This window comes from Arthrobacter sp. D2-10 (assembly GCF_054161285.1).
The window spans coordinates 2,000,434-2,014,136 of the sequence record NZ_CP096431.1 but is presented as its reverse complement, the minus strand read 5'-3'; the positions used below and the strand labels follow the sequence as shown (position 1 = coordinate 2,014,136).

Genomic DNA, 13,703 nt, shown 5'->3' with positions numbered 1-13,703 from the left:
GGTGCACGAAGCTCCCGAAGCCACTTTGTAGGAAGTCTACAACGAGGCGGTGCGATCCGACCTAGTCGAAGACCGCTCTGTTGCGCTCTTGGGAGGCGGCGCGAGACGTCCGATAACGAGGGCTGTCTGCAGCACGAAGGCCTCCCGGGGGAGGAGCGGGTCCCATCCGGTGATGTCGCACACGCGTCGCAAACGGTAGCGGACCGTGTTGGCATGGACGAACAATTCCCGGGACGTGGCTTCGAGCGAATGACCCAGCGCCAGGTAGGCGGACAGGGTTTCTTCCAGCCCGTTCTGCGCGCTGGCAAGGGGACGGTAGATGTTGCGCAGGAGCGCTTTCCGCGCGGTGTCGTCTCCGGAGATGACCCGTTCGGGCCATAGATCATCGGCAGCGACAGGGCGCGGGGCAGAAGGCCACGCCCGGGCGGCGGTGAGCCCGGCGAAGGCGGCCTGGGCGGAACCGCTGGCCGCTACCAGCGAGGCCGATTCGGGCCCGTAGACTACCGGGCCGGGGCCGAACAGTTCACTGAGCTTCACGTAGGAGCTGTCGCGGTCCTGCACCCCTCCGAGGACGAGAATGAGCCGATCGCCCTGGATTCCCACGAGTGTGTCTTCAGCCAGACGGCTGGTCGTACGGCGGAGCTCGTTGAGGAACATCGCGTTCGGCTCGGCAGGAGAGCTGCCCACCATAACGGTGATGGGCGCCTGCGACTTCCAGCCTACGGCCGCGATTCGAGATCGAAGCGCATCTGAACTTTCCCCTCGCAGGATCGCATCCACCACCAGGGCTTCCAGCCTGGTGTCCCAGGAACCGCGGGTTTCGGCGGCTCTGGCATAGACATCGGCTGCGGCGAACGCTACCTCGCGCGAGTACCTGAGCACCGCCTCGCGGAGGAGCCCCTGGTCAGCATCCGAGGCGAGGTCGGGCACCTGATCCTCTACCACCTGCACGACGACGCGGATCAGCTGGAGCGCCTTCTGGAGGCTGATGGAGCGCGTAAGTTCCGTCGGTGCCGTACCGAAGACATCGCTGAGCACCCACGCCGGAGAAACAGGTTTCTGGTACCAGTTGACGAAAGAGGCGATGCCCTTCTGTGCTACCAGGCCAAGCGCGGACCGTTCGTCGGGCCTGAGATTGCGGTACCAGGGCAGGGAAGAATCAAGCTGCTTCAGCGTGGCCGTCGAGATAGCGCCAATTTGGGTCCGCAGCCGGTCCACCGTCGTCGGATCCGGAGCGGGCAGGGACGTCCCGCGCGGGGGAGTGGGCAATGCCATGAATCGAGCATACGGCTCCGGCCCCGTGGGCTCCATTTTGTGCAAAGGCTACAAAGAGGCCGTTAAACGCCGAGCAGGACCCGCAGCTCCCCCGAGGGAGCCGACGAGTCCTGCCAGGGTTGGACCGGAGTTAGGAGTCTCCGCCTGCGTTGCCCGTTGTTCCGGCGTTCACGTCCAGGAGTGAGTACTTCTCGATGGCCTGGCGTGGTGCTTCCGGGTCGACTTCGCCCCGTTTGGCCAGAAGCTCAAGGGTGCGTACGACGACGGAGTGGGAATCGATCTTGAAGAAACGCCGTGCAGCGGCACGCGTGTCGGAGAAACCGAAACCGTCGGCACCGAGCGTGGCGAATTCCTGCGGGACGAACTGGCGGATCTGGTCCGGCACTGCCTTCATGTAGTCCGTGACTGCCACGATGGGTCCCGGAGCGTTGCCCAGTTGCTGCGTGACGAACGGTACACGCGTCTCGGCGCCGGGGTTGAGGAAGCCTTCCTCCTCCGCGGCGAGGGCGTCACGCCGGAGTTCATTCCAGGAGGTCACCGACCAGACGTCCGCCGATACGCCCCACTCATCGGCGAGGATACGCTGTGCTTCAAGCGCCCACGGTACCGAGACACCCGATGCCAGGATCTGGGACTTCGGGGTGTTCTCTGCTGCGTGGCCATCCCGGAGCTTGTAGATTCCGCGCAGAAGCCCATCAACATCGAGGTTCTCAGGCTCAACAGGCTGGATGATCGGCTCGTTGTACACGGTGATGTAGTACATGACGTTGGGATCGGAGCCGGAAACAGCGTTGCCGTTTCCATACATCCGCTCCAGTCCGTCCTGCATGATGTGCCCGATCTCGTATCCGTAGGCCGGGTCGTACGTGACGACGGCCGGGTTGGTGGAGGCGAGGAGCGGTGAGTGGCCGTCAGCATGCTGCAGGCCTTCACCGGTGAGGGTGGTGCGTCCGGCGGTGGCGCCGATGATGAACCCGCGGGTCATCTGGTCACCGGCGGCCCAGAAGGAGTCGCCGGTGCGCTGGAACCCGAACATCGAGTAGAACACGTAGATCGGAATCAGTGGCTCACCCTGTGTGGCGTAGGCGGTGCCAGCCGCGGTGAACGCGGCGACTGATCCGGCCTCGTTGATACCGGCGTGCAGGATTTGGCCCTGAATGGACTCCTTGTATGCGAGTACCAGGTCACGGTCCACCGAGAGGTAGTTCTGACCCTTGGGGTTATAGATTTTCGCCGTCGGGAAGAACGAGTCCATGCCGAATGTGCGGGCCTCGTCCGGGATGATCGGGACAATGCGCTTGCCGAACTCCTTGTCCCTCATGAGGTCCTTCAGCAGCCGTACGAACGCCATGGTGGTGGCGGCCTGCTGCTTGCCCGATCCACGCTTGGCCACTTCATACGTCTTGTCGCCGGGAAGAACAACCTCGGCATGCTTCGCGCGGCGCTCGGGGAGGTATCCGCCCAGGGCGCGGCGGCGCTCGTGCAGGTACTGGATTTCGGGAGCGTCAGGCCCCGGGTGGTAGTACGGAGCGTTGTACAGGTCGGAGTCGATCTGCTCGTCGGTGACCGGGATGCGCAGGTGGTCGCGGAAGGCCTTGAGATCAGCGTTGGTGAGTTTCTTCATTTGGTGGGTCGCGTTGCGGCCCTCGAAGTGCGGTCCGAGGCCGTAGCCCTTCACGGTCTTGGCCAGGATGACGGTGGGCTTGCCCTTGAACTCGGTGGCGGCCTTGTACGCGGCGTAAACCTTGCGGTAGTCGTGCCCACCGCGCTTGAGGTTCCAGATCTCGGCGTCGGAAAGGTCTTCAACCATGGCCTTGGTCTGCGGGGTCTTGCCGAAGAAATGATCACGGACGAACCCACCGGACTCGGCCTTGTAGGTCTGGTAGTCACCGTCAGCGGTCTCGTTCATGATCTTCACCAGTTCACCGGTGGTGTCCCTGGCCAGCAGACCATCCCACTCCCGGCCCCACACGACCTTGATGACGTTCCAGCCGGCGCCGCGGAAGAACGCTTCGAGTTCCTGCATGATCTTCCCGTTACCGCGCACCGGCCCGTCAAGGCGCTGCAGGTTGCAGTTGATCACGAAGTTCAGGTTGTCCAGGCCGTCATTGGCCGCCAACTGAAGCAGACCACGCGATTCGGGTTCGTCCATCTCACCGTCACCAAGGAACGCCCACACCTGCTGATCACTGGTGTCCTTAAGCCCCCGGTTATGCAGGTAACGGTTGTTCTGCGCCTGGTAGATCGCGTTCATCGGCCCGATCCCCATCGACACGGTCGGGAATTCCCAGAACTCCGGCATCAACCGCGGATGCGGATAAGACGACAACGCGTGGCCTTCCTTGGACTTCTCCTGCCGGAACCCGTCAAGATCCTCCTCGCTCAACCGGCCCTCAAGGAACGCACGCGCGTACATGCCCGGTGAGGCGTGGCCCTGGAAGAACACCTGATCCCCACCCGAGGGGTGATCCTTACCCTTGAAGAAATGGTTGAACCCGACCTCGTACAGGGTCGCAGCCCCCGCATACGTGGAGATGTGCCCGCCGACACCGATCTCCGGACGCTGCGCACGGTGCACCATGACCGCGGCATTCCAACGCATCCACGCCCGGTACTTCCGCTCGATCTCCTCATCCCCAGGGAACTCGGGCTCCTCATCAACCGGGATGGTATTCACATAATCGGTGGTCACAACGCTGGGAAGACCCACAGACCGCCCACCCGCCCGAGCCAACAGACGCCCCAACACCTCACGCGCACGCTCAGAACCCCGCACGTCGACCAGCTGATCAAAGGACTCAACCCACTCAGCCGTCTCCTCCGGATCCGAGTCCCCACCGGTACCCGTACCCACAATCCCCTGATCAGCAACCATGCCAAACCCTCCCAATCCGCAGATTATGTCTGCGACGTCTACGACTTTGTGCTTCGGGCCGTTGCTCGACGAAGCTGTCAGAACCCGATCGGCGTTCGCCTGACCTATTGATTCACTGTGACACTCTAGCCCTGTGGGAAGTTTGTTGCGTAGCTGGATGGATCCCTGCGGGCTTCGTTACGGGCGCCCGCGCTCTTCACGGTGCCCTACTCAAGCGTCCCACGCGATGGCAACGAGGGGCACCGGCCGCAGCGTCGTCGTGCCGGCCCGGCGTGCGCAGGTTGAAGCGTAGCGCTTAAGGGTGTTGGCTGGTAATAATGCATATCAACGTACTGTGTGCCCGGGGTCAGAGGTATCACCGGGATCAACGCAGCCTTTCGGGAGGAAAAAAGTGAGCGAGGCCGAAGCCGCCACAGCAGGAAGCGTGGCGGGCAAACTGGGTTTCAAGGACGGCGACCTTGTTCAGGAACTTGGATACGACGAGGACGTCGATTTCGACTTCCGCGCCGATCTGGAAGATGAGATCGGCTCCGAACTCCTCACGGAGGATGACCAGGACGTAGTCGATGGTGTGGTGCTGTGGTGGCGAACCGACGACGGCGACCTGGTTGACGCTCTGGTTGACTCACTCACGTGTTTGGACGAGGGTGGCGTCGTCTGGCTGCTTACGCCGAAATCCGGCCGGGACGGCTACGTGGCGCCGTCGGAAATTCAGGAGGCAGCCCCCACCGCCGGCCTTCACGCCACTTCATCCGCCGGGGTCTCGCGGGACTGGGCTGCAACGCGCCTGGTTGCCCGCCGGAAGCAGTAGATGACGCTTCCGCCGACAATCGGTGAACGCCCTCCCGGATTCGAGCTTCCCAACCAGCACGGGGAGCTTGTCTCTCTGGACGCATCGCTGGGTGCGTCCGTGGTCCTGGTGTTCTATCCGTTTGCGTTCTCGCGGGTCTGCACGGATGAACTGGATGAACTCCAGCGACATCTGGACGAGTTCGGCAGGCGGTCAGCGAAGGTCCTCGCTATTTCCGTGGACCACAAGTACGCCCTCCGCACCTACGCCGACCAGAGGGCCTACGACTTCGATCTGTTGGCTGACTTTTGGCCTCACGGTGCAGTTGCCGAACGTTACGGAGTGCTGGACTCAAAGCAGGGGTACGCATGCCGTACAACGTTCTTCATCGATGCGACGGGTGTGCTGGTGAATCGCATTGATGCTCCGCTTGGGCAGGGAAGATCCTTCGACGAGTACCGGACAGTGCTCCGGAATCTGTCTGAGCCGACAGAAACCGCTCCTTCGCTATGACGTCCTCGCCGCTGCCGCATGCCTCATCGCTTCCTGGATTCGGGACGACAGGGCTCGCCCGCTCCGAGGCATCGGCCGGAAGCGCGCTGTCCTCGGCGGAACGTGCTGGCCTCAATTCAGCTGTTGATCTCCTTGCGGGCAAGCGGCTTGCTGTTCTGACCGGGGCGGGGCTGAGCACTGACTCGGGGATCCCGGATTATCGTGGGCCGAACTCGGTGCCCCGAAACCCGATGACCTACCAGCAGTTTGTCGGCGATGAAGCCCTGCGGCGACGCTACTGGGCCCGCAACCATGTGGGCTGGCATCACCTGAGGCGGGCTGATCCCAATGATGGGCACCGGGCCCTGGCGCAGATGGAGCGCCGGGGACTCCTCACCGGGCTTATCACCCAGAACGTCGACCGGTTGCACTCCGTGGCCGGCAGCGCCAATGTCATCGATCTGCATGGGACCTACGATCGCGTGGTGTGCCTGAGTTGTCGCACCTCCTTTGCTCGCGGAGATATTGCGGAACTGCTCGAACGGCTCAATCCCGGATACCTGGAGCGCGCGGGGGACGCCGGCGACGTGGCGCCCGACGCAGACGCGGATGTGGACGACACCTTTGATTTCAGGATTGCGCCATGTCCGGTATGCGGTGGCATGCTCAAGCCGGACTTCGTCTACTTCGGTGAGAATGTGCCGAAGGATCGTGTGGAACGGTCGTACGCAATGGTTGACGATGCCGGTGCCCTCCTTGCCGCCGGATCGTCACTGACCGTGATGAGCGGCCTGCGCTTCGTCCGGCACGCAGCGAAAAACGGCAAGCCCGTGGTCATCATCAACAGGGGTGCTACGCGCGGTGACGAGTTCGCAGCGATCAAACTCGAGGTGGGCGTCTCTGAAGCCCTGGCTTATCTGTCAGAGGCCCTACCCGACATCGAGGACGGCGAGGCGCAGGACCTCTGAGCGCTGATTGGCGTTGGGCCGCATGGATCCGGTAAAGTAATTCCTCGTGGTGAGGGGCGGTTTCCCCAACTTCATCGCTCCAAGGGTCTTTAGCTCAGCTGGTAGAGCGCCACGTTTACACCGTGGATGTCATCGGTTCGATCCCGGTAGGACCCACCACAGAAACCCCGTAGTTTCGGGCCGAAAGGCCGGCTACCACGGGGTTTTTTTGTTCGTTTCGCCACGACAATCGCCGTTTGCCGATGGAACGTCGGGTGCGTCCTCGAATCAAAGCACTCCTTCGATTGCTGCAGCCAACGGTGCTCCGAGCGCCGCGGACATCGGACGTGAGAGATGGTGTTCGTCGCGATACGCCAACACATTCCCTATGATCGCGGGGCACGCTTCTGTACACAGATACGACGTCAGGTCTATGTAGTGACTACCGTGCCTGTTTGCGACTTCCCGCTCTACCTCTTGCCGTGAAGCATCGATCGCGTCGTCGCGCGGTACGCTGCAGGCATCTGCTTCTTCGAGGTTCCGCGACAGGCAGGACGCGGGCGCAACCGGAAACTGAGGGGTGTCCGCAAGGACAACGACCTCAGCCCCCACGGGCATCTGGCTGATCATCGAGCTCAGGCCTTCTGCCCACTGCTGTTCAAGCGGTGTTGAAGAATCAGCGGGTTGAACCCGCCCGTAATTCGCCAGAACAACCAGCTCAGGATCAAGATCCCCGATTTTTTCGAGCGCTCTTTTCTTCCACTCCTCACACTGGGTGTAGGGCGCGTCTTTGACGGAGATCATGAGATCAACGGAGGGGCATGATGATTTGGTCAGCGTATGCAACCTGTAGGAGCCGCCCGCTGCCACGGTCTCAAGCGCCCCGAACCATTGTTGTGCGTGGGAATCGCCGAACAGCACCATGTCCAGCTCAGCTTCCTGGGGACCGTATGTACATCCCGCGGGGATCTCAGTCTCAAGTTGTTCGAGGTGGCAGCCGTCGGCGTAGGTATCAGGCACACTCGCGGCAGCTTCCTCGAGCGAGGGTTCAATGTTCTCCGGAACGAATGACGTGCCGATCGGATATTGGGCTCCGGCTGAATATTGCGCCGTTCCGCCAGCGGTAAGTCGGGCGCGTTCCACAGCCTGGGCAAGCGACAGGGCAACCATCGCACACACAACCGAGACGCTGACGACCAGCGTAAGCGAACGTGGAGTCGACGAGAAATGTCCACTCCACGGCTTCCTGAGAGGCTCCTCGACATATGTGTAGATGAGTATCGCGACAGGGATGCTCGCGGCTCCCAAAGCCAAGGTGAGCGCTAGAGGAAGCGGGTTCTCCGTACCGGCGGCAAGTTGAGGGATCGTCAGCATCGGCCAATGAACGAGGTAGATCGAGTAGGACCATCGACCGATCGCCTGCATGGGCGAACTCGACAGGAGCCGTGCATGGGTGACCGGTGAGAAGCCTCCCAGAATGACGCACGCCGCGGACAGAACCGGCAGAAGAGCGGCGAAGCCTGGAAACGGGGTGTCTTCAGAGAACAGGAGGAAGGAGCCAGCGATGCCCAGGAGACCCAGGTAAGTCAGTGCGGGGCGGGCGGCTCGCAGAACCGGGACTGCCGCGGACCCGGGAAGGAGCGCAACCATTGCGCCCACGCCGAGTTCCCAGGCTCGGCTCGGCAGCGAGAAGAAGGCCCAGGGGGTGGAGACCTGCATCAGGAAGAGATTGATGCTGAACGAGCCCAAAACCATGACGGCAGCTACTGCGAACAGCCCCCGAACCGACTTCCGCACCGCAAGAAATGCGACGGCGAGGACGGCGGGCCAGATGAGATAAAACTGTTCCTCGATGCCGAGCGACCAATAATGCTGGAAAGGCGACGGGGCCGTCTCAGCCAGGTAGTCGGTGCCCTCTACGGCAAAACGTATGTTCGGGACATACAAGGCAGTAGCGGCCGCATCCTGAAATGCGCCTGGAACATCAACTCTTGGGATCCATAGGTAGGCGGCAATAGTTGTCGCAACCAATACCAGGACCGATGCCGGGAGGATACGCCGCGCACGTTTCAGGTAAAAGTCTGCAAACGAGATGATTCCCCTAGATTGCACAGTGCGCACCAGGTGGGTCGTGATGAGAAAGCCTGATATCACGAAAAAAACGTCGACGCCGGTGTATCCACCCGGGAGAAAAGAAACCCCGGCGTGGTAGAGGACTACCCCAAGCACAGCCAATGCGCGCAGACCCTGTATGTCCGATCGAAAACCGGACGGAGAGCCAGCTGATTTGCTCGCGGCATTGAGTTGGGAGGTGACCATTTGACCGAAGATATCAATCCTGTAACAGTCCGTGCATCTTCCACGGCTCCTGAGCCCGGCCGTGAATGTTGCGACTGATTACCTGCCGCCCGTGGCGCCGTCTGGCTTCGAACGTGACGCCGGTAATAGGGTGGGAGGGCCAAGGCGCACAGGGGCGTCGCTTAGTGATGTGCCCCTGACACGGGGCGAAAACTGCAGATGGAGACTTGATGAGTGCACAAATCGGCGTTACCGGCCTCGCCGTCATGGGGGCTAACCTTGCCCGAAACCTGGCTCGCAACGGGTACACCGTAGCCCTTCACAACCGGTCGGTTGAGAAGACCGACGCCCTGCTGGAGAAGCACGGCAGTGAAGGTGACTTCATTCGGACAGAGTCGCTTCAGGAGCTGGTTGACTCGCTCGAGAAGCCGCGCCGCGTCCTGATCATGGTCAAGGCGGGTGCTCCCGTTGACTCCGTCATCGAACAGCTTGAGCCGCTCCTGGAGCCCGGGGACATCGTCATCGATGCCGGTAACTCACACTACGAGGACACCCGTCGTCGGGAAGCAGCACTGGCGGAGAAGAACCTCCACTTCGTGGGAGTCGGCGTTTCAGGTGGCGAAGAAGGGGCGCTCCTCGGTCCCTCCATCATGCCGGGCGGCTCGCGGGAGTCTTACGACTCGCTCGGCCCCATGCTGGAGAAGATCTCCGCCAAGTACAACGGTGAACCCTGCTGCCGCTGGGTAGGCACCGACGGCGCCGGGCACTTCGTCAAGATGGTGCACAACGGCATCGAGTATGCCGATATGCAGGTCATCGGCGAGGCCTACGATGTCCTCCGCACCGCTGCGGGCATCGAACCTGCTGAGCAGGCCAAGATCTTCACCGACTGGAACACAGGAACCCTCTCCTCCTTCCTTATCGAGATTACGGCTGAAGTTCTCGCCCATACTGACGCACGCACCGGCCAGCCGTTTGTCGACGTCGTCGTCGATTCGGCCGGGCAGAAGGGCACCGGACGTTGGACGGTTGTCTCGGCACTGGAACTGGGCAGCCCGACGTCAGGCATCGCCGAATCGGTGTTCGCCCGCGGTCTCTCATCCCAGCGGGGCCAGCGCGAACTGGCGCAGGGCATCCTGGATGGCCACGAAGGAACTGTCGAGCTGCCCGAAGGCTTCGTCGAAGACGTTCGGCTCGCGCTGTACGCATCGAAGCTCGTCAGCTACGCGCAGGGCATCGACATGCTCACCGCCGCAGCGAAGGAGTACGGCTGGGATCTCAAGCTGGACGAGATCGCCTCGCTCTGGCGGGCCGGCTGCATCATCCGCGCTGAACTGCTCGACGACATCATGAAGGCCTACGCCGCTGAAGAGAAGCCCGCCAACCTCCTGCTGGCTCCGGCATTCGCCGAGTCCATCGCCGGAGCTGTCCCGGCTTGGCGACGGGTTGTGGCCACAGCTGTGCAGCTGGGCATCCCGGTTCCTGTTTTCTCCTCGTCGCTGGCCTACTATGACGGCCTTCGCCGCAAGCGCCTGCCTGCAGCCCTCACCCAGGGCCTGCGTGACTTGTTCGGCGCTCACACCTACAACCGCGTGGATGCCGAAGGTACTTTTCACACGCTGTGGGGCGAGGACCGCTCGGAAGTGGAAGCAGTCGACACCCACTGACGCTGTAGACGAAGCAGTAGAGAAAGGAGCGCCCCGGCAGGCTAACCTGCCGGGGCGCTCCCTTCGTTGTGGAACTGATCATCTGAGAAATATCGCCTCAGATATGTGGTCGCTGATATGTCTTGTCAGATATACAGTGCCGGGTCGATGTACTCGGCCGGATCCACTGCCGGAAGCGTCTCGCGCGCCGAATCTCGATGCCGGAACGTGGCCGGAATGCCCGTGACGATGGAGTCCGGGGGCGTGTCCTTGACGACGACGGCGTTGGCACCTACTGCGCTCCCCGCACCGATGGTGATCGGGCCGAGCACCTTGGCACCCGCACCGATCGTGACACGGTCGCCGATGGTCGGATGCCGCTTCACCTTCTCAAGTGAGCGGCCTCCGAGAGTCACACCCTGGTACATCATGACGTCATCGCCAATTTCGGCCGTGCCGCCGATCACCACGCCCATCCCATGGTCGATGAAGAACCGCCGGCCGATTGTGGCTGCGGGATGAATCTCGATGCCGGTGAGGAAACGGGCCGCCTGCGCGAGGACTCGCGCCGGGAACCGAAGCGCGGGAACCTGCCACATCCGGTGCGTCAACCGGTGCACCCAGATGGCATGCAAGCCCGAATACACAATGCCGTTCTCGACGTTCCCCCGGGCCGCGGGATCGTGCGCCCGCGCGGCCTCGAGGTCTTCTTGCAGTCTCGCTAGGAAGCTCACAGACCACTCTCTGTCGAAGGAATTTCTAGCCCCGGATGTCGTCGAACAGGACGGTGGAGATGTAACGCTCTCCGAAGTCGCAGACAATCGCAACGATGAGCTTACCGGCGTTCTCCGGGCGCTTGGCCAGCTCAAGGGCGGCCCAAACAATCGCTCCTGAGGAAATGCCGCCGAGAATGCCTTCCTGCGTGCCAAGGGCTCGCGCGACGCGCACCGAGTCTTCGACACTGGCATCGATGACCTCGTCGTACACCGAGGTATCCAGAAGCTCGGGGATGAAGTTGGCCCCCAGACCCTGAATCTTGTGTGGTCCAGGTGTGCCCCCGTTGAGGATGGGCGAGTCCGCCGGCTCGACCGCAACAATCTGGACACCGGGCTTGCGCTCCTTGAGTACCTGCCCGACACCGGTCACCGTTCCGCCGGTTCCGACGCCGGAGACGAAGATGTCGACCTTGCCGTCAGTATCCGCCCACACTTCTTCTGCTGTCGTTTCGCGGTGAATCGTCGGGTTGGCCTCATTCGCAAACTGCTGCGCCCAGATGGCGTTTTCGCTGGAGGCGACAATTTCCTTGGCGCGGTCGACTGCGCCGCGCATTCCTTCAGAGCCGGGTGTCAGGACGATTTCGGCCCCGTAGGCGCGCAGCATGACCCGACGTTCGGTGGACATGGTCTCAGGCATGGTGAGGACCACCTTGTACCCGCGAGCGGCACCCACCATCGCCAACGCGATTCCCGTGTTACCCGAGGTGCCCTCGACAATGGTGCCGCCCGGCTTGAGGGCGCCCGACTTCTCGGCCGCGTCAATGATCGCGACGCCAATGCGGTCCTTGACGCTGTTGGCGGGGTTGTAGAACTCGAGTTTGACTGCAACCTCGGCGTCCAACCCCTCGGTCAGACGGTTGAGCCGTACCAGGGGAGTGCGGCCTACCAGCTGGGTAACGTCGTCGTACATCGGTGCCATGAGAATCCTGTCTGGGTTACGTCCGGAATTGAAGCAAAACTGTGCTCAGCCTAGCCAGCGACCAGATGCAGAACTATGCGACCAGCCATTCAGCGTAATATTTCCGGGCCTTGGCCAACTTTGGATTGATAATCACCTGGCAGTAGCCCTGCTCGGGATGCTTCGCGTAGAAGTTCTGGTGGTATTCCTCCGCCACATAGAAGGTGGGGAGCCGCACCACTTCCGTGACAATGGGGTTCGCCCAGTCCGATTGGTGACGTTCAATGGCACGCTCGAACAGTTCTTTCTGCTCGGCGTCCTGATAGAACATTGACGAGCGGTACTGTGTGCCGACGTCGTACCCTTGGCGATTGAGAGTGGTCGGGTCATGGGAGGCGAAGAAGATACCAAGAATCACTTCGACCGGAACGACAGTTTCATCGAAGGTCACCGCGACGACCTCAGCGTGTCCTGTAATCCCCGCGCACACCGATTCATAGTCCGGATCCTGCTGATGGCCGCCGGTATAGCCGGACACCACATCGGTAACGCCTCGGGTCTTCTGGTAAACGGCGTCAAGGCACCAGAAGCAGCCCCCACCCAGCACGAAAGTCATCATGGTCTTAACAATGCATCCGGTAACACAATGATTCCCGGGCCAGGTAGCAGTTACGCGCGGAGGGACGCCAAGCCACAGTGGGTGAACCCGGAAAGCTGGTAAAACTAGGGCTATGGAAGCTGATCAAGAACGCGCCCCGGAACTCAACGAGGCGACTGCATCCAGGCCCAGCGTCGGTGACGTTCTGCTCGCAATAGAAGAACTATGGCCCGAATCCCTTGCCGAGGGCTGGGACGCAGTCGGCCTTGTCGTTGGGCGTCCCGATCGTGAAGTGTCGACCATCCTCTTCGCCGTGGACCCTTCGGAGGCAGTGATCGACGACGCCGTTGATCGGGGAGCGGATCTGATCGTCGCCCATCATCCGCTCATGCTGAAGCCCGTGAACTCGGTGGCTGCCACCCACGCCAAAGGGGCGGCGGTGCACCGGCTCATCGAAGCCGGATGCGCACTCGTCACCGTGCACACCAATGGGGACAGCGCCGTGGGCGGCGTTTCGGATGTCCTTGCGGACGCGTTCGGCCTTGCCAACGTTCAGCCGCTTGCCGGTGCAACGGACGGGCTGCCGGAGGAGGGTATTGGACGAGTCGGGGACCTGGCTGAGGTCACGTCCCTCGGCGACTTCGCTGAGCTCGTTTTCGGTTTGCTGCCGGCCGTTGCCGGCGGAATGCGCGTCGCCGGTGACCGTCATGGGCTGGTGCGGCGGGTGGCGGTGTGCGGCGGTGCCGGAGACAACCTGTTTGACCAGGTGCGGGCAAGCCAGGCCGATGTCTATGTCACCGCCGACCTTCGTCATCACCCTGCCCTCGAGGCTCGGGAGTCGGCTGTGAACGGCCGTCCCTACTTAATTGATGTCTCCCATTTCGGTAGTGAATGGCTCTGGTTGACCCCTGCCGCCAACGCACTGTCCAACGTGTTGTCCGACCAGGGCTTCATCGTCGACGTGCAGGTAAGTACGGTCAACTCGGACCCCTGGGACTTCGTCCTTACCCCCGGCGGGAACTAGCTCCTCGGCGGCTTCAGAGCGTTACGTCCCAGCGGCGTGCCATAAGGTAGACGGACAACGAAATTGGCGACGGCGGAGGACTCT

The 13,703-nt window shown here is 62.1% G+C and carries 11 protein-coding genes and 1 tRNA gene; 6 read left to right on the top strand and 6 right to left on the bottom strand.

Annotated elements, in window-relative coordinates; translation table 11 throughout:
• Positions 1-36: 36 nt before the first annotated feature.
• Both M1D74_RS09355 and aceE read right to left on the bottom strand, forming a co-directional pair.
• Positions 37-1,275, bottom strand: a complete 1,239-nt coding sequence (locus M1D74_RS09355; protein WP_309072585.1) for a PucR family transcriptional regulator — start codon at positions 1,273-1,275, stop codon at positions 37-39.
• Between the two features lie 130 nt (positions 1,276-1,405).
• Positions 1,406-4,150 carry a pyruvate dehydrogenase (acetyl-transferring), homodimeric type gene (gene aceE, locus M1D74_RS09350; protein WP_458115143.1) on the bottom strand — a complete coding sequence of 915 codons (2,745 nt, stop codon included), beginning with the start codon at positions 4,148-4,150 and terminating at the stop codon, positions 1,406-1,408.
• Between the two features lie 391 nt (positions 4,151-4,541).
• Between aceE and M1D74_RS09345 the strand changes: the two genes are divergently transcribed.
• The 4 genes from M1D74_RS09345 (at position 4,542) to M1D74_RS09330 (ending at position 6,559) form a co-directional block, all read left to right on the top strand.
• Positions 4,542-4,961 carry a DUF3052 domain-containing protein gene (locus M1D74_RS09345; RefSeq protein WP_309070837.1) on the top strand — a complete coding sequence of 140 codons (420 nt, stop codon included), beginning with the start codon at positions 4,542-4,544 and terminating at the stop codon, positions 4,959-4,961.
• On the top strand, positions 4,962-5,453 hold the full coding sequence (locus tag M1D74_RS09340; protein WP_309070836.1) for a redoxin domain-containing protein: 492 nt from the start codon (positions 4,962-4,964) through the stop codon (positions 5,451-5,453).
• Positions 5,450-6,400 carry an NAD-dependent protein deacetylase gene (locus M1D74_RS09335; RefSeq protein ID WP_309070835.1) on the top strand — a complete coding sequence of 317 codons (951 nt, stop codon included), beginning with the start codon at positions 5,450-5,452 and terminating at the stop codon, positions 6,398-6,400. The genes M1D74_RS09340 and M1D74_RS09335 overlap by 4 nt, the downstream gene beginning before the upstream one ends.
• A gap of 83 nt (positions 6,401-6,483) precedes the next feature.
• Positions 6,484-6,559: transfer RNA gene (locus M1D74_RS09330), tRNA-Val, on the top strand.
• Between the two features lie 108 nt (positions 6,560-6,667).
• Here the strand turns inward: M1D74_RS09330 and M1D74_RS09325 are convergent.
• Positions 6,668-8,698 carry an acyltransferase family protein gene (locus M1D74_RS09325; RefSeq protein ID WP_458115142.1) on the bottom strand — a complete coding sequence of 677 codons (2,031 nt, stop codon included), beginning with the start codon at positions 8,696-8,698 and terminating at the stop codon, positions 6,668-6,670.
• A 209-nt stretch (positions 8,699-8,907) separates the two neighbouring features.
• Between M1D74_RS09325 and gndA the strand changes: the two genes are divergently transcribed.
• Positions 8,908-10,344, top strand: a complete 1,437-nt coding sequence (gene gndA / locus M1D74_RS09320) for an NADP-dependent phosphogluconate dehydrogenase (RefSeq protein ID WP_458115141.1) — start codon at positions 8,908-8,910, stop codon at positions 10,342-10,344.
• Between the two features lie 125 nt (positions 10,345-10,469).
• On the opposite strand, the gene epsC is transcribed toward gndA, so the two are convergent.
• The 3 genes from epsC to msrA all read right to left on the bottom strand — a co-directional run bounded on the left by epsC (position 10,470) and on the right by msrA (position 12,616).
• The gene (gene epsC, locus M1D74_RS09315; RefSeq protein WP_309070832.1) at positions 10,470-11,057 is read right to left on the bottom strand and encodes a serine O-acetyltransferase EpsC; all 588 of its coding nucleotides are present in this window, start codon (positions 11,055-11,057) and stop codon (positions 10,470-10,472) included.
• Between the two features lie 25 nt (positions 11,058-11,082).
• Positions 11,083-12,018 (bottom strand): cysteine synthase A, encoded by a 936-nt coding sequence (gene cysK, locus M1D74_RS09310; protein ID WP_309070831.1) that lies wholly within the window; start codon positions 12,016-12,018, stop codon positions 11,083-11,085.
• A gap of 73 nt (positions 12,019-12,091) precedes the next feature.
• Positions 12,092-12,616, bottom strand: a complete 525-nt coding sequence (gene msrA, locus M1D74_RS09305) for a peptide-methionine (S)-S-oxide reductase MsrA (RefSeq protein WP_309070830.1) — start codon at positions 12,614-12,616, stop codon at positions 12,092-12,094.
• Between the two features lie 112 nt (positions 12,617-12,728).
• On the opposite strand from msrA, the gene M1D74_RS09300 reads away from it, so the two are divergent.
• Entirely contained in the window at positions 12,729-13,619 is an 891-nt protein-coding gene (locus tag M1D74_RS09300; protein ID WP_309070829.1) for a Nif3-like dinuclear metal center hexameric protein, read from the top strand.
• Positions 13,620-13,703 lie beyond the last annotated feature (84 nt).

Coding starts and splice junctions, on each gene's coding strand:
- msrA (WP_309070830.1), bottom strand. CDS start 12,616: ATGATGACTTTCGTGCTGGGTGGGGGCTGCTTCTGGTGCCTTGACGCC.
- M1D74_RS09340 (WP_309070836.1), top strand. CDS start 4,962: ATGACGCTTCCGCCGACAATCGGTGAACGCCCTCCCGGATTCGAGCTT.
- M1D74_RS09325 (WP_458115142.1), bottom strand. CDS start 8,698: ATGGTCACCTCCCAACTCAATGCCGCGAGCAAATCAGCTGGCTCTCCG.
- M1D74_RS09335 (WP_309070835.1), top strand. CDS start 5,450: ATGACGTCCTCGCCGCTGCCGCATGCCTCATCGCTTCCTGGATTCGGG.
- M1D74_RS09300 (WP_309070829.1), top strand. CDS start 12,729: ATGGAAGCTGATCAAGAACGCGCCCCGGAACTCAACGAGGCGACTGCA.
- gndA (WP_458115141.1), top strand. CDS start 8,908: ATGAGTGCACAAATCGGCGTTACCGGCCTCGCCGTCATGGGGGCTAAC.
- M1D74_RS09355 (WP_309072585.1), bottom strand. CDS start 1,275: ATGGCATTGCCCACTCCCCCGCGCGGGACGTCCCTGCCCGCTCCGGAT.
- aceE (WP_458115143.1), bottom strand. CDS start 4,150: ATGGTTGCTGATCAGGGGATTGTGGGTACGGGTACCGGTGGGGACTCG.
- cysK (WP_309070831.1), bottom strand. CDS start 12,018: ATGGCACCGATGTACGACGACGTTACCCAGCTGGTAGGCCGCACTCCC.